A 21,320-nucleotide genomic window follows, 5' to 3' on the forward strand; every position below is an offset into this window, starting at 1 on the left:
TGACTCTTTGACGACTCAGTCCGTTTGACGGACCGATGGTCCCAGCTTCTTCCGAGCGACCATGAGAATGCCAAGCTCATAGAGAATGATCATCGGCACGGCGAGCATGAGCATGCTGAAGGGGTCCTGACTCGGCGTGAGAACCGCGCCGGCGACCACCATGATCAGGATGGCGATCTTCCGCTTGGAGCGAAAGTCGTCGACGTTGAAGATCCCGATCAAGGCGAGGAAGACCATGATCAACGGGGTTTGAAAACAGACCCCGAAGACGAGGGGCAAGATCGTCGCGAAGCTCATCCAGTCGGCCAAGCGCAGAGTCGGCTCGATGCCAAGCCAGACGTTGAATTCCAGGAGGAACTTCAAGGTGACCGGAAGGACGCCGAAGAAACAGAGGAAGACGCCGGACAGAAAGAGGCCGAGCGAAAACGGGAGAAACTTCGTCACGTAGTGGCGTTCGTGGCGATAGAGCCCTGCAGCAATGAACGCCCAGAGTTGATAGAAAACCCAAGGGCTGGCGATCACGAGCCCCGCGACCAGGCAGACCATGAAGAAGATCGTCATCGTTTCCAAAGGCGCCAGGGAGATCAAGGCGTTGCTCGGCCTCATCCCTTGGTTAACGATCTTGATGATCCCCGACTCCATGTACCGGATCGGGAACGTCAGGTTCTTATTCTTGACGGTCTCCGCCTCAGGAAGCTTGAGCTCGGGGGCAATCTTGCCGAGTTCCATAATGAACGCATCGGCCGGAATGATGGCCTGGGCCGTCTCCGAGACCTCTCCCCCGGCATCGGCGACCTCGGCCCGCCTCACCGCTTGATCGTTATAAAATAACGTCAGCGCTTCCTGGGCGGGCTCCACCATCTTGTTCATGATCCGCTGTCCCAGGTTGATGCCAGGGACCAGGGTCAGGACCACGCCGATGACGAGACCATAGAGGGCGAGGATCAGCCGGAGGCGTAATTCTTCGATGTGATCACCAAAACTCATGGTGACCATCGTCTGTTCTTCTGCGAAGAGATCGTTATCGGTCGGCATTGGATGTGGACCACCCTAACAAAGCCTAGGGCTAAGCCGGTCGGCGGGCATGGTGAGGGGAGGAGACGCGGGTCGCGACGGCCGATCCCGAGGCCGGGACCCTTTTTTGGGGCGGCACCGCCGTGGGCCTCTCGGGGACGGCCGATTCGGGCGGGAGCGTTCCTTGAGCGATAAGTCTACCACACGCCGATCGTCGGTTTCCAGCACGAATCCGTTTCCCGTAATTCCGCGACTCGGGTGGACATCGCCTCGCCGCTCTCGTTACAAAGAGGGCCCGGTCATCGTAAATTGTTTTTTGTGATGGAGTGTCCTCAGACCTCGGGTCGGACGGGCAACGCTCAGCGTCCGACGCCAAGACGAGAGTGGTGGGGTGGGGTTCCCACCCAGTAAAGCCCTTCGCCACGCCGGCGATAAGCGATGAGAATCATCAAGGACTTTCGATGCGGGATGCACCTCTCTACCCCTTGCGGTTCGAACCGATCCTCAAAGAGTTGATCTGGGGCGGCCGAAGGCTCGAGACAATCCTCAAAAAGCCGCTTGGCGAAGGGTCGCGCTACGCCGAGAGCTGGGAGATCGCCGATCACCGCGACGACGTCAGCCGGGTGGACGAGGGGGCCCTCGAGGGAGTCACGCTCCGCGACCTCATCCGGGAGCGGGGAATCGAGCTGCTCGGTCGGCACCTCGGTGCTTTGACCCAGTTCCCCTTACTGGTCAAATACATTGATGCGCACCAGGTCCTCTCCGTGCAGGTTCATCCTGATGACGCGAAGGGCAAGGTCCTGGCCAACGACAACGGCAAGACCGAGGCCTGGGTCATCATCCATGCCGAACCCGGCAGCCTGATCTATGCCGGGCTGAATCCGGGGGTCACGCGCTCCGCATTCGCAAACGCCCTCGACACGGGCGCGGTTGAACCGCTCCTGCACCGCTTCGAGGCGAAGCCGGGGGCCTGCATCATGATCCCCGCCGGCACTGTTCACGCGATTGGCGCGGGGGTCGTGCTGGCGGAAATTCAGCAGATGTCCGACGCCACGTTTCGCGTCCATGACTGGGGGCGAGTCGGAACCGATGGCCGGCCCCGACAGCTTCACCTTGCCGAAGCCCTCGAATCGATTGATTTTGAGGCAGGGCCGGTCAATCCCCTGGATCCGACTGCGGAGCCAATTGCCGGTGGGACTCGAGAACGACTCGCCCATTGTCCCTACTTCGCGCTCGAGCGGCTCCGTTTGAATGGCCCGACGACCGTGGGAAGCAGCGACCGTTTCACGATTCTCCTCGGACTCGAAGGCGACACCGAGATTCGAGATGGGGAAAGCGCGAAGCTCCTCGGGTTCGGCCAGACCCGACTCTTGCCTTCATCCCTTGGCGAATGTCAGCTTGTTCCACGGGGCGAGTCGGTCGTCCTGACCTGCGTCGTCCCTTGAAGTGGCCTTGGAGAGCCGTTGCATGACTGTTGAACCGAGTTTGAGCGGAGAGATCCACTTCACACGGCTCTTTCCGTGGCTCCGCCTCTTCAGGGGGATCGGCGTCTCCATCGACCCAAAGAAGCTCTTCCTGGCAGCAATCGGGCTGGTTGCGTTGAATGCAGGTTGGGGTGCCTTGGATCGCGCCTTTCCCTCGTCGGATCCTCGAATCCCGGCAGGGTTGAGCTCGTTCGCCACCGATTCGGTGGGAGGGGGGGGGAGCTTCGACCTCGGCCTCTCGCTCTGGCAATTGACCGAACCGATTCAATGCCTGCTCACCCCCTTCCTGGTCGTCTTCTCATTGCGAAGCGGCGGCGGTCTGTCGATACTGCACGCCTTCCTTGCCGCAATCTGGGCGGTCATCGTCTGGGGAATTATCGGGGGCGCAATCGCCAGGATCGCCACCGTCCAGGTGGCCGCAGGCGAGCGCATGGGGGTCAGAAAAGCCCTTGAGTTCGCCCTTGGTAAATCGATCCCGTTGGTCCTGGGACCGATCAGCCCTCTCCTGGGGGTCGCCATCCTGACCATCCCTTGTGCGTTATTCGGTCTTCTCTATCGGTTACCGACGTCGATCGGTCCCGTCATCGCGGGCCTCTTCCTCGTCCTTCCCCTGCTGGCCGGTCTGGTCATGTCGCTAATTCTTGTGGGCCTCGCAACCGGTTGGCCCTTGATGCACGCGTCGGTCGCTGCGGAAGCGGAAGATGGATTCGACGCTCTGAGCCGGTCCTATGCCTATGTTTTCCAGCGTCCCCTCCGTTATGCGTTCTTCCTGATCCTGGCCTGGATCATCGGGCTCGCCGGACTGACCTTCGTTTCCCTCTTCGCGCAGCTCGTGGTCCAGATGGCGCATTGGGGTCTGAGCTTCGGCGCCCCTCACGATCAGCTCGAGGCGCTGCTCCAGAACGGTCGCGCGCCTCTGGACACGGTCCCCGCAAAGCTGCACACGTTCTGGCTGGCGGTCGTCGGGCTCTTGGCCCACGGCTGGGTCTACAGCTATTTCTGGTCGGCCGCATCGATCATTTACTTGCTCATTCGACAAGACGTCGACGGGACGGACTGGCGGCAGATCTCGCTCCCCCCTGCCCCGCCCAATCCGCTCATGCCCGAGGTCGAGCCGATTCCTCCCTCGGCCGACTTGAATCCTGAGGGGACAGAATAAAGCCAAGGCCCAGCCTCCTTGGAACATCTCGACCTCCGAGGCCTGGTTCGCAACTGGGCCTCGGGGGAAGCCCCAGAGGGACTCCTTTCGAAGCTTGAAAGCGGGTGGCCTTCCCAAGGCCTCTGAAGAATCAGCAAGGTGGCATTGAAGCGGCAAGTCTGATTTTGCCGATAGTAAGGTTTTGGCGAATGCCGCCGAACTTGTTCTCCCCGCATCGAGTGATCGCGGGCCCTTTCCCCTCCCAAGCGTGGCAGGAGCCTTTTGTTTGGCCGATCAGCGAACTCACCGTCACCCGTGGGTTTATGCCGCGGTCTTGCTCGCTTTCGGCGTCCCGCTCGCGGTCGCCCAGGAGCCGCGACCACCGGCCACGCCTCCGCCGCCTGCAACCAAGCTTGAGGACAGGCTCCAGCAGATGGAGGCACAGAACCTCAAGCTCGCCGAGCAACTCGAGAAGGCGCAACGCCGCCACGACGAGCAAATGCAGCAGGTCCTCCAGGAGATGACCCAACTCCGCAAGCAGTTGGGATCGGGAAAGGCCACCTCGACTTCGAGTGGAGGCAATTCGAGTGGCGGTGGCGGAGCGGGCACTGCCGGTGGCGCAAGTGCGGGAGGAGGAGCAGGAGCGGCGAGACCCGGTGATGGGCCAAACATCGGGGGGGCCCCCGACACACCCGGTGGCCGGCGTTCCCCAATCCCAGGCTACGGCATCTCCGGCGCGACGGCCGAGAAGAAGAGCCCGCTCAAGGCCAATTTCGGCCCCGGCTTTGAGCTGATGACCGAGGACAAGGAATTCCAGCTCCAGCTCCACCAAGAAACCCAGTTCGACGCCCGAACATTCATCCCCCATGGCGATGATTATGCGCGTTCCGGGTTCGTGTTCCCCCGCGTTCGACTCTTCTTCAACGGTCGCATCACCCAGCCGATCGAGTACACCATTTCGCTCAACCGCGGATTCAGCGGACTCGACTTGCTGGACGGCTTCGTCAACTTCCGTTATGACGACCGGGCGCAGCTCAAAGTCGGCCGGTTCATGACTCCGTTCAACTACGAGCAGTTCGCTATCCAGAATATGTGGCTGTTCGCCCCGGAACGCTCGTTGTTCACGTCCAATCTGGGCCTGAACCGCCAGCTGGGGGTCCAGCTTTGGGGCAACCTCTTCGACAATCGGGTGGATTACGCCGTAGGCGCCTTCGACGGACCGCGGAACTCGTATGAGGACTACAACGAAGCGAAGGACGTCATCTCCTACCTGAACATTCGCCCGTTCGGAGATCAGGAGAAAGGCTCCCTCCTACGCGACCTCAACGTCGGCGGATCGTTCAGCTACGGAGAGCAAGACAACCCGGTCGTGCCCCGAGCGTTCCGGACCGCGTCGAATGCCTCGAACGCCAGCACGGCCGACCTCTTCAGCCCGCCCTTCCTCATCCTTGGAGACAGCACGCGCGAGCGCGGTCAGCGCACCCTCTGGTCCGCCCACGCGGCCTACTTCTACAAACAATTCTCGTTCTTCACCGACTACAACGGCGGCATCCTCCGCTACGCGGTCAACAAGAAGGCGGCTGAGTCGGTCGAAGTCCCCGTGAGCGGATACTCGGTCGCGATGGGATACTTCCTCACCGGCGAAAGCCAAGAACGGCGGACGATCCTCGAGCCCAAGCACCCGTTCAGCCTCCGCCGCGACAAGCTCGGCCCGGGGGCCTGGGAGCTCATCTTCCGCTACAGTTCCCTGGAGTTCGACCACAGCGTGTTCACCGGCGGTCTGGCCAACCCCGAACTCTGGAGCCAGCGTGCCTGGACCACCAACCTCGGAATGAACTGGTACTTGAACCGCTACGTGAAGATCTACTTCGACTGGCAACATACCGAGTTCGGCAACCCGGTAATCTACCGCCAGCCCGACCTGAAGCAGCTCACAAATGAGCTCTTCTGGATCCGCATGCAGCTCTACTTCTAAGAACGAAGGGCATTGAAAAGCTCGTTGGCCCTGTCTGTTCAGAAATGGTTCCAGGCCCCACTCACGAACTTTCCTTCGAACATGGTGGCTGCCACGGGCAAGTCGGATTCGAGCAGGAGATGATGAGGATCGGGGTCCTCTCGGTCGGGCAGATCGATCACGGCGAGGTCTGCGGATTTGCCAACCTTGAGGCTCCCTGTTGTCGTCTCAGCGCGGAGCGCCCAGGCTCCGAAGAGCGTCCCCATCGTCAGCAAGAGAGGTCCGTTGAGCGAGTCGTCACGGCGATGAAGAAAACGGATCTCGTCGAGCACGCTCAGCGTGGGGCTGGAGGCCAGGCTGTCCGTCCCCAAGCAGACCACGACGCCCCGTTCGAGCATGGCCCGATAGGGATGAGGAGCATGGCCGAAGCGTGCGTGAGTTCGTGGGCAAAAGGCGATCGCCACCCGGTGATTATTCGGGGCCGCCTCCGGTCGAAATTGCCAGAATTCGGACGGCTCGAGATAGGTCCCGTGCGCGATCAGCCAGTCGGCATTACGGAGTTCACCCCGGCGGACGTAATCGGCAGGACGCGGACTGATGGGTTCCCACTCTTCGTCCCACGCCCCTAACGTCTCGAGGAAAGTCCGAAGCGCACCGCTGCCACGCTCCAACAATTCGAGTTCTTCGGGCATCTCGGCCAGATGTGTCGAAAGCGGGAGGCGGCTCGCGGCGGCCTTGTGATAAAGCCAGCCCGCGGTCGAGTAGGGCGCGTGGGGACTCAGGCCGGGACGGGCGTTCGCGATCACCTGCGCTTCAGGACGAATCGAGCCGATCCAATCCCAGGCCTCGGCGCTGGTCTGAAGTCCGCGAGCCCGCTTCAGGCCGATCAACTCGGCAAAGACGACCGCCCGCAACGGAGCCTCGGCCACTTGGTCCCAGCTTAGGCCAGCCGTCGTCGTGTCGGCCAACGACGTCGTCCCCGCCCGTATACTCGCCTCCACGTTTCGACCGACCGCGTCTTGGAGCACACCCGGTAATCCGCTCCTTCGCTGCTCCACCACACGATGCAACCAGTTCACCTCGTCCTCAACCGGCTCCGGCTCCTCGGTGGCATGGTTCGGGCCCTCGAGCGCGGAGAGTTCGAGATGGGTATGTGCGTTGACGAAGCCGGGAACGATCGCGACGTTCCCCAAGTCAAGGTCGGCAACTCGTTCTCGTGCAGATCCGACCCAGGCAATCCGGCCATCCTGGATCGTGAGACATCCATCAGCGATCGGCGGTCCTTCGACCGGGAACACGAAGCGAGCCGACAAAGTCAACGAAGACGATTTCATTCGTGAACCTGGACCACACGAAAAGAAGAGATTGAAACCGGTCCATACTCAGTTCAAAGAATGCAAGGCTTCGAGCGAATCGGCCTCGCCCAAACGCGGCTTCAGCTTGCCTTGCTCACCTCCACGTTTCAAGAGCGCGAGCAGGTAAACCGAAGCAATCCCACCCACCACGACAATCCAATAGTGGAAGAGTCCTTCCTTGGGCTCGCGGTAAACCCAGGCTGCGATTCCCTGAGCGGAAGGCTGGCTGATCCAGGAGCTGAGTAGAATCGCCATCCCATTATTGAGCATATGAAACACAATCCCGGGCACGATACTCCCGCTGCGAACCGCGAGAAGCCCCAGGACAATCCCCAGCAGCGTCGCGTTAAAGAGTTGCTGGAAGAGACTCAGCAGAACGTGAAGAAACCCGAACAACAAGGCCTGGAGCAAGATCGATGAACGCTCGCTATGCCCGGACTCGAGGCCGGCCAGAATGAACCCGCGAAACGCAAGTTCTTCACAGATCGCCGGAATGACGGCGAAGAGCAAGAGGGTCGCGCCCAGGCTCGGCACCTTGGACATCATCTGTTCGAGGGCTGCCTTGATCAATGGCGAGACCGGGAAGAGCCGCTCGACGACCGGGCGCAGCTCATTGATCAACGGGTTCAGCGTGAAGGCGAGGCCGATCGCGAGGAGCAGATAACGCGGCTTGGGCCGATAGAGACGGAGCGTTCGACGTGGCGACGAGGTGAGCAAAAAGGTCATTGCCAGAGGAGGAGTCAGAATGAACGCCACCTGACCGGCCGCCATGATGGCAGTCGAACTGCCCAGCCCCATCCCCGCGAGGTACTGAATCAAGAACCAGGCCGAGGTCAGCATGAGAGCGAAGCAGAGGAGCGCTTCACCCCCGGTGGGAATCGGTCCTCTGTCCCGGATCAGGTGGCGGATCCAGCTCTTGAGCTCGAACCGCTCGGCCTCGCGGAACAGGACGTCCTCACGCTGAAACTGGTCGATTGCCCAGCGCAGGGCGATACCACCGTACACGATGGTCGGGACCAACACCGGCAGGAAGAACCGCCAGGCGTTGTCGTAGTCGCCAAGGATCAGGGCACGCAGCAGCAGCGAAACTCCGGTCACCGGCACCAGGCTATAGAACAGGTTGAGTTCGATCCCAGGCGCGAGCGTCAGGAAGATCAAAGGCAGGCAGACCAGGTAGAGGGGCGTCATGTAATACTGCCCCTCCTTCATGCTCTTGGCCAGAACCGCCAGGGACAGGCAGATCGCGCTGAAGAAAACAGACAGGGGGATCAGAATCAGAAGCATCCAGAACGCGGAGGTAAACGTAGGGGGAGCAATCACCGACGAGAGCCGGCGATGGCCGGCACCAACGCCCCCTCCCGCCATGCCGCTCACCTGATTGGCAAGCTGGATGCCCGTTAACCCCATGCTGACCAGGTTCAAGAGCGCGGTCATCATGCTCGCCAGGACGACCGTGAAAAACTTGCCCATCACGATCTCAGCGCGTGAGGCAGGGCTGATCAGGAGCGTCTCCATCGTGCCCCGTTCTTTCTCGCCTGCGCAAAGGTCAATCGCCGGGTAGAACGCCCCGGTTAGCGACATCATGACCAGCAGGAAAGGGAAAAGACGCGACCAAACGCTCCCGCCAACTTCCGACTCGGTCGCAATATCGACCGACTTGATCGCGATCGGCTCGGTATAGCTCGCCGGCTTCTGGTCGCGCTGAAGCCGGGCCGACACGATCTTTTTCTTCCAGCGGGAAAGGACCTCTTTGACCCGGAGGTTTGTGATCTGGCTCGGTTCGTCCGTGCTGTCGTAGAGGATCGGGGTTTCGACGGACTCCGAGCTCTCCGCCTTCCCGAGGCGATCGATGAAGTCGGGAGGGATGACGACGACGGCCTCGGCATCGCGCTGGCGAATCGCCCGCTCGCGGACCGACTCATCGAGCCAGGGGGGCTTCGCCGGCTCGGCCCGGACCAGGAGCTTGGTGGCCTCGTCGGGCGAGTCGAAAAGCGAAACGTCGAATCCGTTTTTCTCGGCATTCAGGAGGGGAATGACCGTCGGCAAAAACTCCGAACCGATCACAAGAGCCGTCCGCGGCTTCTGCGCGAAGGCCTCCGTGAATTTCACAACCGAAATCCCGAGGATCGGGTAAAGGAGGATCGGCAGGACGAAGATCATGAACAGCGTACGCCGGTCACGCACCTGGTCGCGAACTTCGCGGCGAAAAATCACGAACACATTCGACCAGCGCATTGGACTTAAATCTCGTCGAGAACCAGATCGCGAAGGTCGACGCCCACTCGGACCAACCGCATCGAAGTCACTCATCCCACGATGTCGAGGTCTTCACGATCGGTTCGTGCTCGACACCCTTGGCATTCTCGACCAGGAAGAAGAAAAGTTCCTCGAGGTCCGGCTGCTCGTACCGAGCGAGCAGTTCAAGCGGCTCCCCTTCGGCCTGCACTCTTCCTTTGTGGATAATCGCGACCCGCGAACAAAGCTTTTCGACCTCATGCATCGAGTGGGTCGAGAAGACGATCGTCTTACCCTGGTCGCGCAGCTCGGCGATCTTCTGGAGAACGGCACGAGCCACCAGAACGTCGAGTCCCGAGGTCGGCTCATCGAAGATCAGGACCGGCGGGTCGTGGACGATCGTCCGGGCGATCGAGACCTTCTGCTTCATCCCGGTCGACATTTTCGACCCCAGGATGTCGCGGAAGTCGTTCATCTGGAGCCAGTCGAAGATCGTCTCCATCCGGTCGCGAAGCCGAGCGGGCGTGAGGCCGTAGAGCCTGCCGAAGTATTCGACGAGTTCCCAGGCTGACATCCGGTCATAGATCCCGGTGCTCGCCGACATGTACCCGATATTTTGCCGGACCGCCTCGGGGTCGGTCATCACGTCGTAACCGGCCACCACCGCTCGACCACTCGTCGGCTTGAGCACTGTGCTCAGGATCCGCAGCGTGGTCGTTTTGCCAGCGCCATTGGGACCGAGCAAGCCGAAGATGGCTCCAGGGTGGCACTCGAAGCTGATGCCGCCAACGGCCGAAACCCAGCCTCGCTGATAGTCGAGGAAGGATTTTGTGAGATTCTCGACCTTGATCACACGAGCACTCGAGGAAAGAAGTGGCGAAGGCGAATGACTCTCGCCCAGAACGAACGCAGAGGGAACAGCCCGATCCCGCGTTACCGGGTTCCATCATCAAGCGCCAGCGTCGAGCACGCAAGCCCCCGGATCGAAGTCCCTCTCCGTTCCTCGCCGGCGCTCAGAGAACGGTCAGGAGTGCCGGCTCCGCTCGCTCTTCGGCATCGATATATTCGTAATAAACATTCCGTTGCCGGGGGACGTAGCCGGCTTCGCGAATCGCACGCTTGATTTCATCGAGGGAAAGATAATAGACGGTCCCCGCCGAGGCGACGACATTCTCCTCGATCATCAGGCTGCCCATGTCATTGGCGCCGAAGTAGAGGGCGAGTTGGCCGATTTTCGGCCCTTGAGTCACCCAGGACGACTGGATGTTGGGCACGTTGTCGAGGTAGAGCCTCGAAACGGCCTGAGTCCGCAGGTACTCGAACGCCCCCGAGGCGGGAACGTCAGCCATGTCGGTATGCTCGGGCTGGAACGTCCACGAGATGAACGCCGTGAGGCCACCGGTCTCATCCTGCAACTGGCGGACACGCTCGAGATGCTCAATCCGCTCCTCGAGAGTCTCAATGTGCCCGAACATCATGGTAGCCGTCGAGCGACCGCCGAGTTCGTGCCAGACCCGATGAACGTTTAACCAGTCGTCGGTCATGACCTTGCCGCGAGTCATCGCCTTGCGGACCCGATCGACGAGAATCTCACCGCCTCCCCCCGGGAGACTCCCCAGGCCCGCCTTTTTGAGCCGTTCGAGCACCGTGCGAAGCGGGAGCTTCGCAACCTTGGTGAAGTGGTGAATCTCGGGCGGGCTGAACCCGTGAATATTGACCTGTGGGAAATTCGTCTTGATCTCCGTGAGGAGGTCTTCGTACCACTCCATGCTCAAGTGGGGATGGAGCCCCCCTTGCATCAGGATCTGATCGCCTCCGAGCGCGACGGTCTCGCGGATCTTTTCCAGCAAGACGGGGCGATCGAGGACATACGCCTCGGTATCGCCCACCTTGCGGTAAAAGGCACAGAAGTCGCAAACCGCCGTACAAACGTTGGTATAGTTGATATTCCGATCGATGTTGTACGTTCGGTAGGGCTCGGGATGGAGCCTCTTGCAGACGGCGTCAGCGGCGCGGCCCAGGGCGAGAAGATCGGCCGAGCGGAGCAGCGTGACTCCATCTTCGAACGACAGGCGGCCTCCCTCAACCACGTGCTGCAAGATCGCTGGGACGGTGGAAGACAAGATCAGCTCCTCGGGGAATCAGGCCCAACTGCGTCGCCATCTGGGCGAATCGACGGAGACCGGCAAGCTCCGGCTCACCCAGGTCATAGGAGAGCACACGGGTGAGGTAATCGTAACACGTCGCCACGTCGAGGCCGAGCCTCGGGCCATGTTCAGACGCCAGTTCGCTCGCGTGAGTCAGACCGGCCGTCCGACACCGGGCGAGGGTCTCCGGCAGGTCGCCCAGGTCGGCCCCCGACCGCGCGACCCAAAGAGCGAACACAAACGGCAGACCGGTCATCTCATTCCAGGCTTCAGCCAGGTCGACGACCTCATGGAACGGCGCATCCGGGACGGTCATCGCCCGGTCGCCAATCACGAGCACGGCATCGGCGGTGCTCTCCAGCACCGGCAGACCCATCGGCAAGAGCTCGATTCGGCTGGGCCGAACACCATGCGCGGCATCGAGCCAGACCCGAGTCAACGCCTGGCTCGTGCGCGAGCCGGCATCGAGCGCAAGCCGCTTGATCTGGCCGAACGGAACCCGACTAAACAGCTTGACGCTCCGGACCGGCCCCCGCGCCGCAATTGCAAACCCGGGGAGCACTTCGTAACCCAGGCCGGTACCAGCCCCCCGGAAATACTCGACCGACGGAATCAAGGCAATATCCAGTTCACCCAGCCGCAGACGGTCCGCCAGTCGGCTCGGCAGATCCTGCTCGACCTGCACATTGGGAGACGCTTCATCCAACCGATAGTAGAGAGGCTTCGCGTTGAGATAGCTCACCACCCCGACGCGTACCGGAGCCGACATTGCACTCCCCTCCTCTCCCACCAGAACCGCGGTTCCATCGCGGCCCTTAACATCACTCGGTCGGATTTTCAGAAGCTATTGAAATTATAGACCGAGGCAAGTCCGTCGCAACCCCGATTGTGGGGCCGGGCTAACTAAGAACCCAATGGCCCTCGCAGTTTCCGCCTCCAAATCCCACACGAAACTACGACTCGCCCAACGCCCTACCGCAACGTTAACGCCAAATTTTCAACAACATTCACTGATTCAATCAGAATTCCATTCGTTTGAAGGCTTTGATCCCGATCCTGAGCGGCAGGAAGGTGCCGACCGCGCCAATCACCAGGCTCGTGACCACGGCGATGGCCATCCAGAACCGGAACCGTTCTTCCGAGAGGACGAAGGTACGAAATTCACTGGCATCTTGGCCCGCAAAGTAGAGGTGGCAGGGCAAGGCCAAGGCAGTCACGATCGCGGAGATGAAGACCAGGCTGACGAGCAGGTTCAAGGTTCCCCCGAAACCGGCGGCGATCTTCGAGGGATCCGTTTCTTTGAGGTTGGGCAAGCGTGCGCCAAGGCCGACGCTAATCCCGGAGAGTCCCAAGCAGAGGATCGCGACCATCCCCATGTGGAGCGCGATCATAGCCGTGCTCATGCGCAGCATTAGGTCGCTCAGGACGACCAGGACTTCGGTCGCCACCAGGGAGATCCCCGAGGCAAACGCGAACTTTCCCCAGAGGATCGCCTCCCGCTTCAGAGGGAGCAAGCCCAGGACCCAGAAGTTTCGTCCTTCGAGGGAGAGGAGGGGGAAGATGAACCGACTCGTGAACGTCGAGAGGATCAGGGCGGTCACGGCGAGGTTCAGGAAGCTGACGAGGTTTCGCCAGTAAGGGCTCTGGACGTCGTAGCTCAGTCGGCGAATGTTCAGGAAGTAGAACGCCAGGAGACCGAAGAAGATCAGGAATTGCGACCACTGGGCCGGGTCACGGCGGAAGGTCCGCAAATCTTTCAGAATGAGAAGCCGGACCGGGTGGGGGATGAAGAAAAAGAGGCGGTGGAAGAGCGCATCGATCCAGTAGAGGCCCGATCGCCGTCGCGACGACCGCCCCCCTTGGACCCGGCTGTAGCCCTGGCGGTAGAGGTCGCGGGCGACCACAGTCGCCACCAGGTAGAACAGGCCCGCGTGGGCGGTGAGCACCATCAGGTAAAAGAGACCGTCGGACCAATTCCCCCGCGCCGAGGCCAGCAAGCCCGCCGACATCCAGCGACTGGGAAGGAGCGGGTGTTGGCTAAACGCCAGGCGCCCGAGCAGTCCGCCCAGCCAGTCGGTCGAAAGGGCCGAGCCGGGCGTTGTCGTGATCTGGGTAACCACGAAGGCCGCCCCGATCAAGATCAGGCCCCCGCCCAGAATGAGCACGGTCTTCTGCCTTCTCGGGAAGAAGTTGGCGACCAGGATGGCCGCCACCGCCCCCAGACTCCCCGGAATCATGACGAACGACAGGAGATAGACCAGGAAGATCGCGTAGAACGACCACTTGGCAATCACGGTGATCCCGAAGGCCACCATCATCGGACTGACCAGCAGCAGAAAACCCCAACTCGAAAAAACGATCGCCTCAAAGAATTTGTAGACGAAAATCCGGTCGGTCGAGGCGGGCGTCGTCAGGAGGAACGCAGCCTCCCGCGACTGAAAGAGCCCCGCATAAACGATGATTCCCGTCGACACGAAAAGCATGATCAAGAGCGACAGAAAAAACATGCTAAAGAGATGCTCGATGATCGTATTTTTCAAATCAACGTACATTCCAACAAACATGAACCCTTCAAAAAAAATCCCGAATAGCACGGTCCAGAAAACCGCACTACAGGCGAGAACCATCAGACAGCGCAGCAGCGAACCGGAGAGGAGGGAGCGAACGGTGTTCTTGATCAGACGACCGCGATGACTGCGAAAGGCTCGAGCAACTTGTCCGGCCGTCGGCAGGCTGATCGCCACCTCGTTCGAACCGTTCATAGGGTCGGTGCTCCGTTGGGGACCATCACCCGGCCGTTCGCGAGTGGGCGGTTCCCTCCGGTCAGATTCAGGAACAGGTCTTCGAGCGGAGCGCGCGACTGGAATTGTTCGCGGAGCTCGGCGAGGGTTCCTCGGGCGAGCAGCCGGCCGTGGTCGACGATCCCGATCGTGTCGGCCAGTTCCTCGGCGATGGAGAGGAGGTGAGTGGACATGAGCACGGCCACGCCCGAGCGGGCCTGGGCGACGAAAAGGTCTTTGACGATCCGAGCGCTGCGGGGGTCGAGACCGACCAGCGGCTCATCGACGATCAGGACCTTGGGATTATGAACCAAGGCCGACGCGAAGACGACACGCTGCTTCATCCCTTGCGAGTAGTTCTCGCAAAGCTCATCCACGAAGTCGTTCATCTCGAACGTCTCGATCAGTTCGGCGAGCCGCGCGTCGGCCTGTCGCCGCTCCAGGCCGTACATCTCGACCACGAAGCGGAGGAATTCCCGGCCGGTCAGTTTTTCGTAGAGGTAGGGCTGGTCGGGGACATAGGCGAGAAGTTGACGAGCCTCCTGACTGGCCGCGAGATAGCCACCGACCCGCACGATACCCGCGGTCGGTGCCAACAGGCCGCAGACCATCTTGATCGTGGTGGTCTTGCCGGCTCCGTTCGGTCCGAGGAAGGCGAATAATTCGCCTGCACGGACGGTCAGGTCGAGTTGATCCACGGCCTTCTTCGGCCCGAACATCTTCGTCACGCCACGAAGTTCGATCATCGTCCTGGGACCTCAAGGCCTGAGGGAGTCCGGCGACTCGGGATTCGCTCCAGAACCAGTTTCACAAACGGGAACGGGACTTCCTGACGAACCACCAGGCCATCCGGACGAACCCAGGTCCTGGCTGAGAGGGGAGTCACGTGATGAACCACTTCCAGAACGGTCACCGGGCTATTGTCCCAGTGGATCACACAGCGTCGCGCCACATCCACCCGGACCGTCTCGATCCTCCCGGTGAATGGACTGACCATCTGCGTTTCCCATTTCTGGCCGACTTGCAGTCCCGGCAGCCGATCAAACGGACCCAGCGCGTTCTGGACCAGGCTCCGAGGCTCGTAAACAAGCGTGCGCGTCTGATTGAAAATCGGGAGTTGCCCTTGGCAGACCACCTTGAGCGCTCGCCTGTCGCGTGTTCCCGTGACGGTGAGCAGGTCTTCCGGGTCACCGTCCGAACGCACCGAGGCCGTAAAGGATTGAAGGTTGCCGGCAGGGTCGATCTGATACCGACTCACCACGTCGAGCCGAGCATCGGAATTGCTCGAGAGGGGTGTTCCCCTGAGGAGCCCTCCCGCATTGAACGACACGGTGCTCGACATTTCAAACCCGCCCTGCGGATTCCGGCTCGACTCGGTCGTGGCCGTCCCGACGATCCGCCGGATCTCGGGAGCCAGGGGGTTGTCGATCACCTCAACCGACCAGCTCGACGGCTCGGCATTCTCCTCGGCACTAGCGATCGTTCGGAGGTCGGGGGGCCTGACGAAGCCCAACTCAGGCAGGACGTCGCGCCGGATCAGGCTCGACGCTCCAACCACCCAGTAGAGCAAGATAGCGATACAGACGAGGCGAGAGGGCATGGTGGGGACGCTCCATCCTGGCTTCTCAAGTTCACTATATTGTAGGGGCGAACCCACGAATAGTGACTTGATTCGCGAGGCAAGATTGAAGGTCGAGGCCCAAGAAGTTCGATCCTTTTTTTCAATGAATTCCGAGCCTGGAGGTTGACGAGACTTCGGGTTGACTCGAAGAATGCCCAGGCGTATTCTTCGCGGCCGATACTTCTCCCTTGGCATGGAATAAGAATCAGGCTTCTCGCACCGATTCGATCGACCGCACGACTTCGCTCCCACTGTTTATTCGACCCCTTCCCCCCTTCTTACCTCAGGAAGTTAGGTCGCGTCATGCGTAAGCCGGGAAAGCGAGCGCTCATTATCGGCCTCCTGATCATTCTGGCCCTGGTCGCCATGCCGGGGATGATCTGGATTTCGTTGACCCATCGGCCTCATTTCTATCGGGCCATGGTTCAGGTCCCGCGCGAACGGCAGGAAGCCGAGGCCCGGCGGTTCGTGACCCAGAGTCTCCAGCTTCGCAATGACATCATCAATGAACCGACCTGGGAGGCGATCTTCACCGACCAGGAGGTGAACGCCTGGCTCGCCAAGGACTTGGTGACCGAGTTCGCCGATCAACTTCCTCCCGAGGTCCACGAGCCCCGGATTGTCTTCGGACTCGACCGAATCACGCTCGCCTTCGAACTCGACCAGGGGCCTGTCCGTTCGGTCGTCTGGGTTGTGGCGCGACCGCGGATCCCTAAGCCCAACGTGCTCGAACTGACGTTTGAGAAGATCAGGGCGGGAGTTTTGCCCGTCCCCTCCGAACAGGTGATCGATCGGATCGTCAACCATGCCCGCGCTCAAGGCCTGGACGTCCATCGAGAACTGGTCGATCAACTCCCCGTTTTGACCGTGCGCTACAAACCTCACTCCGAGCGGGAGGACGTCCTCCTCGAGCAGGTTCAGATCCGCGAAGGAGAAATCCGGCTCGCGGGACGCTCGAATCGTGCCAAGGGGGTGGTCGACGCTCCGATCCTGCCCACTCGCAAGGTTCTTCAATCAAGGTTCCCGAGGCGGAAGAACCAGGAGAAGGGTTCGTCGGCCAATCCGCTCTCGATTCTGAACAAGACCGCCGCCCCGGCGACCTGAGCCCCCTCCAGTTGAAACCGAACTGTTTCGGACGTCCAGAGACTCGATTGGTACGTTCCGGAATCAATACGGCGAACCGCCCCACGCCCGCCGGAAATCGCCCCTTCGTAGTCGAGGTAGTGTAGTCGATGATCGGCCAGCGCCCGCGCAGGGAGGTTGCGCCCCGCGACGATCGCCTCGGCGACGGCCCAGGTTCGCAAGACTCCGTCCCGCTCGAGCATCAGGTCCCAATGGACCCCATTCCAGCGATGCTCCAGGATCACGAATCGCCCCATTTGAATCCCCTCGAGTCACCTCTGTCATTCTCTATCAGACGTAGGTTCCCGCGTCGCGGTTCCCGAAAGGAACGTAGGCCCCCGAAGTGTCGATCATTTCCGACGCGCCCGAGGTCTGGTGAGGCGTGACACATTGCGGTAACTTGGGATGACACTCTGCAGAGCAGCCTCCCACGACTCCGAGGATCTGATCGCCACGGTCACGAACTTCGGCTCTGGACAAGCGACGCGCCATCCTATTTAACGATCGTGCCTCCGCCAGGTGGGGATGGAAGCCAGGCCATTCTCCTTTATGACTTGTATGGCGGGGTAGGAAAGGAACGAATCGCGGTGACACCGAAAGAGGTCTTGGCGCAGATCCGGCAGCGTGAGGTGACGACCGTCGACCTCCGCTTCATGGACTTCCCGGGGGTCTGGCAGCACTTTTCGATCCCTGCCGATTCCCTGACCGAGGAGACGTTCGAGGAAGGGATCGGCTTCGACGGATCAAGCGTGGTCGGCTGGAGGGCAATCAATGAGGCCGACCTCTTGGTGGTCCCGCAGCCCGAGACGGTCCTGATCGACCCGTTCACCGCGCAGCCGACCCTGACGATGGTTTGCAACATCCAGGATCCGATCACCCAGCAGGACTATACGAGAGACCCGCGAAACATCGCCCGTAAAGCAGTCAGCCACATGAGAAGCACGGGGCTGGCCGAAACCTGCCGGCTCGCCCCGGAGCTCGAGTTCTTCGTCTTCGATGACGTCCGGTTCGACCAACGCGGGCACGAGGCGTATTACCACGTCGACTCCGTTGAGGGGATCTGGAACCGGGGCCGCGCGGAAGGGCCAAACCTGGGCTATAAGCCAGGCTCGGGACTCGGATACTTCCCCTGCCCCCCCACCGACACGCTCGCCGATCTCCGGACCGAAATGGCCCAGCGCATGGCCGAGTGCGGCATTGCAACCTCGGCCCACTACCACGAGGTCGCTACCGGCGGCCAGTGCGAGATCGACCTGAACCCCAAGTCGCTCGTCGAGAGCGCCGATCAGGTGATGCTGGCCAAGTACATCATTCGCAACGTCGCCCGACGCAACGGCAAGACCGCGACCTTCATGCCGAAGCCGCTCTACGGCGACAACGGGTCAGGGATGCACACGCATTTCTCGCTCTGGAAGGGGGAAACCCCTCTGCTCGCCGGCAACGGCTACGCCGGACTCAGCGAACTCGGCATGTACGCCATCGGCGGCCTCCTCAAGCATGCCGCGGCGCTTTCCGCATTCGCGAACCCGACGACCAATAGCTACAAGCGGTTGGTCGAAGGCTTCGAGGCGCCGACGAAACTCGCCTACAGTCGGCGCAACCGCGCGGCGGTCATCCGGATCCCGATCCACAGCCCCAGCCCCAAGAGCCGCCGGATCGAATATCGCGGCCCCGATAGCGCGGCCAACCCCTACCTGCTGTTCTCGGCGATGCTGATGGCGGCGCTCGACGGCATCCAAGGGAAGATGCGCCCTGGCGATCCATTAGACAAAGACATCTACGATCTTCAACCCGAAGAACTTGCCAACGTACCGACCGTCCCTCGTTCGCTCGAGGAGTCGCTCAACGCCCTCCGCGCCGATCATGACTTCCTGCTCCGGGGCGACGTCTTCACCTCCGACGTGATCGACACCTGGATCTGGTACAAGCAGACCCACGAGATCGAGGCGCTCCGCGTCCGGCCGCACCCCTACGAGTTTAACCTCTACTACGATGTCTAACACAAACGGTTGGCTGGGGTCCGAAGCCAGGCCCCAGCCAACCTAAGATGTGCCATGTGCCGTGAGCAACCCGAGGGTTGACGCCGCCTTTTTTGAATTCAAGAGGAAGAGACGGAGTGCTCGAGGCTGGCCTTGGGAGGCTCGGGCTGCTCGGTGCGCACTGCGAGGAACATGATTACGATCGCCCCGGCGATAAGCATGTTGTCGGCGAAGTTGAAAATCGCGCAATCAAAACCCACCGCATCGACATGAAAATGAGCGAAGTCGCGAACGTGCCCCAGCACAACGCGGTCGTAGCAATTGCCCAGCGCCCCCGCCATGATCAGCCCGAGCGCGGCCGTAAGCCGAGCGTCGGAGGCGCCGCCATAGACGAAGAGGTAGTAGAGAATCGCCAGAGCGGCGATCACCGAGAGTCCCGCAAAGACGAGACTGCTGTTCGGAAGGCTTCGGCCAAATCCCCAGAGGGCACCGCGATTGAAGCTCGTGTGCAACTCGAGGATGTTCGGGATCACCGAAACTGGCCGAGACCCGGGGGGACCAACGCGACTGAAGATGATCGCCTTGGTCGCCAGGTCGAACGCGGCACCCCCGAGGGCAATCGTCCAGAACAAGGCCCAGCGGGTCCATCCGACCGATTCATTCATCCGCGACTCTCCAACTCGCGAGCGCACTGAATACAATGCCGCGTGTAAGGTAAAGCTTGGAGCCGAGGCCTCGCGATGGGTTCATCGCACTCCTGGCAGCGACCAAACGTGCCGGCGTTGATCCGGTCGAGGGCTTCGTAAACCTGCTCCAAAGTCCCCTGTTCATTCTCGATCAGGCCGAGGGTGAACTCCTGGTCGTAGTTCTCGGTGCCAACGTCAGCCATATGAAGCGGCACGTTGGAGAGGTTGCCCGACGAGTCGGGCTGATCGCGTCTCAGGGCTTCGTCGGTCATCTGGTCCAGATCACCGCGAAGCCTGGCCCGGAGGTCGACCAGGACCTGCCGGAACGACTCGACTTCATCGCTCTTTAGAACGCTGGCCATGAATCCCCCACCTTAGCAGCGACTGGTGGCGTGGAAGGACGAGCATGCTAGGCCTCTCGTCCTTTCCTGTCAATCCGAACGAATGTCGGGGCGGAGCTCCCCGGGTGCAAACCTCATCCCTCCTCTAAACGGAAGAATACTTCCAGCGTACAGCGCCCAAGCCAGGGAAATCCACCCCGAAAAACCCGATCTTACCCCGTCGATCGCCCAAAACCGCACGCCCGCCAAGAGTCTGGGACCGGAACCGGGATCGACCTAGCCACCATCGCGGCGAGCAGGGTAGTGTTACGTCTCGGCGGCCTTCGTCGCGCCATGGCGAGGGGCACGAGACCTCGATCCGAGAGACGAACGCGATGTCCACGATCAGTCCGAAAACAATCTTCATCACGGGAGCCACCGGCCTCGTCGGCAGCCACGTGGTCGAGGAAGCGATCCGTAAGGGCCACCGGGTCCGCGCGCTCGTCCGCGCGTCGAGCGATACGCGATGGCTCGATCAGTGGGGAGTCGACAAAGTTCTCGGCGACCTCGCCGACCCGGAGGCCCTGCGGCGCGGGGCCGACGGCGCGGACTGGATCTTCAACTGTGCCGCGAAAGTGGGCGATTGGGGAACCCTCGAAGAATTTCGCAGCCTGAACGTCGACGCCTTCCGGCACCTGCTCGATGCGGCCGTGGCCTCGAAAGTTGAGCGCTTCGTCCATGTGAGTTCGCTCGGTGTCTACGAAGGCCGCGACCACTTCGGAACTGACGAAACGGTCCCCACCGCCGCCGAGTCACTCGATGCCTACACGCGATCGAAGGTGGAGGCCGAGGAACTCGCCCTCAGTTATGTCCGGAACCAGGCCTTACCGCTGAGCGTCGTGCGCCCCGGCTTTATCTACGGCCCGCGCGATCGGACGGTCCTTCCCAAGCTGATCAAGGCCCTGCAATCGGGGCGGTTCGCCTACTTCGGCTCGGGGAACCAGGCCCTCAATTGCATCTACGTCAAGAACCTCGTCCAAGGGATCTTTCTCGCGGCTGAAGTTCCCCAGGCGATCGGGGAAATCTTCAACGTCACCGATGGAGCGCGCGTCAGCAAACGCCAATTCGTCGGCAAGGTGGCCGAATTGGCCCATTTGCGGGCCCCCCGCAAGAAAATCCCGCTCTGGCTCGCCTGGACCTTGGCCGTCCTGATGGAGCGGCGCGCGAAGCGGCTCAAATCGACGGAACCCCCCTTGGTCAATAAAGCACGCTACAAATTCCTCGGCTTGAACCTCGACTTCTCTACCGCCAAGGCCCAGCGTCTTCTCGGCTACAAGCCCGCATTCACCACTGAACAAGGACTCGTCGAGGCGATGGCGGACCTGGCCCCGACGACGGCGTCGACCTCCCCGCCCGTTCCTGCTCATTGATTCACCCAGAATCACTTGAGTGGAACACAACGTGTTCGCAATCACCCCGTATCCG

Annotated in this window: 18 protein-coding genes; 6 read left to right on the plus strand and 12 right to left on the minus strand. The window is 61.2% G+C overall.

The features are described 5' to 3' along the window. Positions 1–15: 15 nt before the first annotated feature. Positions 16–987, minus strand: a complete 972-nt coding sequence (gene tatC / locus SINAC_RS29760) for a twin-arginine translocase subunit TatC (protein WP_237722795.1) — start codon at positions 985–987, stop codon at positions 16–18. 488 nt (positions 988–1,475) lie between these two features. Between tatC and SINAC_RS29765 the strand changes: the two genes are divergently transcribed. The 3 genes from SINAC_RS29765 (at position 1,476) to SINAC_RS29775 (ending at position 5,611) form a co-directional block, all read left to right on the plus strand. Then, positions 1,476–2,459 (plus strand): type I phosphomannose isomerase catalytic subunit, encoded by a 984-nt coding sequence (locus tag SINAC_RS29765; RefSeq protein ID WP_015249268.1) that lies wholly within the window; start codon positions 1,476–1,478, stop codon positions 2,457–2,459. 22 nt (positions 2,460–2,481) lie between these two features. Then, entirely contained in the window at positions 2,482–3,657 is a 1,176-nt protein-coding gene (locus tag SINAC_RS29770; protein ID WP_015249269.1) for a hypothetical protein, read from the plus strand. Between the two features lie 265 nt (positions 3,658–3,922). After that, positions 3,923–5,611, plus strand: coding sequence for an OprO/OprP family phosphate-selective porin (locus tag SINAC_RS29775; protein WP_015249270.1), 1,689 nt, complete (start codon positions 3,923–3,925; stop codon positions 5,609–5,611). Positions 5,612–5,649: 38 nt separating this feature from the next. On the opposite strand, the gene SINAC_RS29780 is transcribed toward SINAC_RS29775, so the two are convergent. From SINAC_RS29780 to SINAC_RS29815, 8 genes are all read right to left on the minus strand, one after another. Further along, positions 5,650–6,924 (minus strand): amidohydrolase family protein, encoded by a 1,275-nt coding sequence (locus SINAC_RS29780; protein WP_015249271.1) that lies wholly within the window; start codon positions 6,922–6,924, stop codon positions 5,650–5,652. Between the two features lie 48 nt (positions 6,925–6,972). Continuing rightward, on the minus strand, positions 6,973–9,180 hold the full coding sequence (locus SINAC_RS29785; RefSeq protein ID WP_015249272.1) for an ABC transporter permease subunit/CPBP intramembrane protease: 2,208 nt from the start codon (positions 9,178–9,180) through the stop codon (positions 6,973–6,975). Between the two features lie 67 nt (positions 9,181–9,247). Next, positions 9,248–10,033 (minus strand): ATP-binding cassette domain-containing protein, encoded by a 786-nt coding sequence (locus tag SINAC_RS29790; protein ID WP_015249273.1) that lies wholly within the window; start codon positions 10,031–10,033, stop codon positions 9,248–9,250. Positions 10,034–10,193: 160 nt separating this feature from the next. Beyond that, positions 10,194–11,303 carry a cyclic dehypoxanthinyl futalosine synthase gene (mqnC, locus tag SINAC_RS29795; protein ID WP_015249274.1) on the minus strand — a complete coding sequence of 370 codons (1,110 nt, stop codon included), beginning with the start codon at positions 11,301–11,303 and terminating at the stop codon, positions 10,194–10,196. After that, a complete protein-coding gene (locus SINAC_RS29800) occupies positions 11,263–12,096 on the minus strand; it encodes a menaquinone biosynthetic enzyme MqnA/MqnD family protein (protein WP_015249275.1) in 834 nt (277 codons plus the stop codon). Before SINAC_RS29800 ends, mqnC begins: the two co-directional genes overlap by 41 nt. Positions 12,097–12,346: 250 nt before the next feature. After that, on the minus strand, positions 12,347–14,089 hold the full coding sequence (locus SINAC_RS29805; protein ID WP_015249276.1) for a putative ABC transporter permease subunit: 1,743 nt from the start codon (positions 14,087–14,089) through the stop codon (positions 12,347–12,349). Further along, on the minus strand, positions 14,086–14,853 hold the full coding sequence (locus SINAC_RS29810) for an ABC transporter ATP-binding protein (RefSeq protein WP_015249277.1): 768 nt from the start codon (positions 14,851–14,853) through the stop codon (positions 14,086–14,088). Before SINAC_RS29810 ends, SINAC_RS29805 begins: the two co-directional genes overlap by 4 nt. Further along, a complete protein-coding gene (locus tag SINAC_RS29815; RefSeq protein WP_015249278.1) occupies positions 14,850–15,707 on the minus strand; it encodes a response regulator transcription factor in 858 nt (285 codons plus the stop codon). The genes SINAC_RS29810 and SINAC_RS29815 overlap by 4 nt, the downstream gene beginning before the upstream one ends. 324 nt (positions 15,708–16,031) lie before the next feature. Here SINAC_RS29815 and SINAC_RS29820 point away from each other — a divergent pair, with 324 nt between their 5' ends. Continuing rightward, the gene (locus SINAC_RS29820; protein ID WP_015249279.1) at positions 16,032–16,832 is read left to right on the plus strand and encodes a hypothetical protein; all 801 of its coding nucleotides are present in this window, start codon (positions 16,032–16,034) and stop codon (positions 16,830–16,832) included. Here SINAC_RS29820 and SINAC_RS29825 read toward each other — a convergent pair. Further along, entirely contained in the window at positions 16,739–17,107 is a 369-nt protein-coding gene (locus tag SINAC_RS29825; RefSeq protein ID WP_015249280.1) for a DNA polymerase ligase N-terminal domain-containing protein, read from the minus strand. The genes SINAC_RS29820 and SINAC_RS29825 overlap by 94 nt on opposite strands. Positions 17,108–17,437: 330 nt before the next feature. Here SINAC_RS29825 and glnA point away from each other — a divergent pair, with 330 nt between their 5' ends. After that, positions 17,438–18,850 (plus strand): type I glutamate--ammonia ligase, encoded by a 1,413-nt coding sequence (glnA, locus tag SINAC_RS29830; protein WP_015249281.1) that lies wholly within the window; start codon positions 17,438–17,440, stop codon positions 18,848–18,850. A gap of 98 nt (positions 18,851–18,948) precedes the next feature. On the opposite strand, the gene lspA is transcribed toward glnA, so the two are convergent. Then, on the minus strand, positions 18,949–19,494 hold the full coding sequence (gene lspA / locus SINAC_RS29835; protein ID WP_015249282.1) for a signal peptidase II: 546 nt from the start codon (positions 19,492–19,494) through the stop codon (positions 18,949–18,951). Then, positions 19,491–19,877 (minus strand): TraR/DksA family transcriptional regulator, encoded by a 387-nt coding sequence (locus SINAC_RS29840; protein WP_015249283.1) that lies wholly within the window; start codon positions 19,875–19,877, stop codon positions 19,491–19,493. The genes lspA and SINAC_RS29840 overlap by 4 nt, the downstream gene beginning before the upstream one ends. Positions 19,878–20,230: 353 nt before the next feature. Here SINAC_RS29840 and SINAC_RS29845 point away from each other — a divergent pair, with 353 nt between their 5' ends. Beyond that, positions 20,231–21,265 (plus strand): NAD-dependent epimerase/dehydratase family protein, encoded by a 1,035-nt coding sequence (locus SINAC_RS29845; RefSeq protein WP_015249284.1) that lies wholly within the window; start codon positions 20,231–20,233, stop codon positions 21,263–21,265. Positions 21,266–21,320 lie beyond the last annotated feature (55 nt).

It is taken from the genome of Singulisphaera acidiphila DSM 18658, from assembly GCF_000242455.2.
GTDB lineage: Bacteria > Planctomycetota > Planctomycetia > Isosphaerales > Isosphaeraceae > Singulisphaera > Singulisphaera acidiphila.

Excerpts from the sequence above, each read along its gene's own strand:
- SINAC_RS29780 (WP_015249271.1), bottom strand. The coding sequence starts at position 6,924 with ATGAAATCGTCTTCGTTGACTTTGTCGGCTCGCTTCGTGTTCCCGGTC.
- lspA (WP_015249282.1), bottom strand. The coding sequence starts at position 19,494 with ATGAATGAATCGGTCGGATGGACCCGCTGGGCCTTGTTCTGGACGATT.
- SINAC_RS29770 (WP_015249269.1), top strand. The coding sequence starts at position 2,482 with ATGACTGTTGAACCGAGTTTGAGCGGAGAGATCCACTTCACACGGCTC.
- SINAC_RS29810 (WP_015249277.1), bottom strand. The coding sequence starts at position 14,853 with ATGATCGAACTTCGTGGCGTGACGAAGATGTTCGGGCCGAAGAAGGCC.
- SINAC_RS29805 (WP_015249276.1), bottom strand. The coding sequence starts at position 14,089 with ATGAACGGTTCGAACGAGGTGGCGATCAGCCTGCCGACGGCCGGACAA.
- SINAC_RS29825 (WP_015249280.1), bottom strand. The coding sequence starts at position 17,107 with ATGGGGCGATTCGTGATCCTGGAGCATCGCTGGAATGGGGTCCATTGG.
- SINAC_RS29800 (WP_015249275.1), bottom strand. The coding sequence starts at position 12,096 with ATGTCGGCTCCGGTACGCGTCGGGGTGGTGAGCTATCTCAACGCGAAG.
- SINAC_RS29765 (WP_015249268.1), top strand. The coding sequence starts at position 1,476 with ATGCGGGATGCACCTCTCTACCCCTTGCGGTTCGAACCGATCCTCAAA.
- SINAC_RS29820 (WP_015249279.1), top strand. The coding sequence starts at position 16,032 with ATGCGTAAGCCGGGAAAGCGAGCGCTCATTATCGGCCTCCTGATCATT.
- SINAC_RS29845 (WP_015249284.1), top strand. The coding sequence starts at position 20,231 with ATGTCCACGATCAGTCCGAAAACAATCTTCATCACGGGAGCCACCGGC.
- SINAC_RS29815 (WP_015249278.1), bottom strand. The coding sequence starts at position 15,707 with ATGCCCTCTCGCCTCGTCTGTATCGCTATCTTGCTCTACTGGGTGGTT.
- tatC (WP_237722795.1), bottom strand. The coding sequence starts at position 987 with ATGAGTTTTGGTGATCACATCGAAGAATTACGCCTCCGGCTGATCCTC.
- SINAC_RS29840 (WP_015249283.1), bottom strand. The coding sequence starts at position 19,877 with ATGGCCAGCGTTCTAAAGAGCGATGAAGTCGAGTCGTTCCGGCAGGTC.
- SINAC_RS29785 (WP_015249272.1), bottom strand. The coding sequence starts at position 9,180 with ATGCGCTGGTCGAATGTGTTCGTGATTTTTCGCCGCGAAGTTCGCGAC.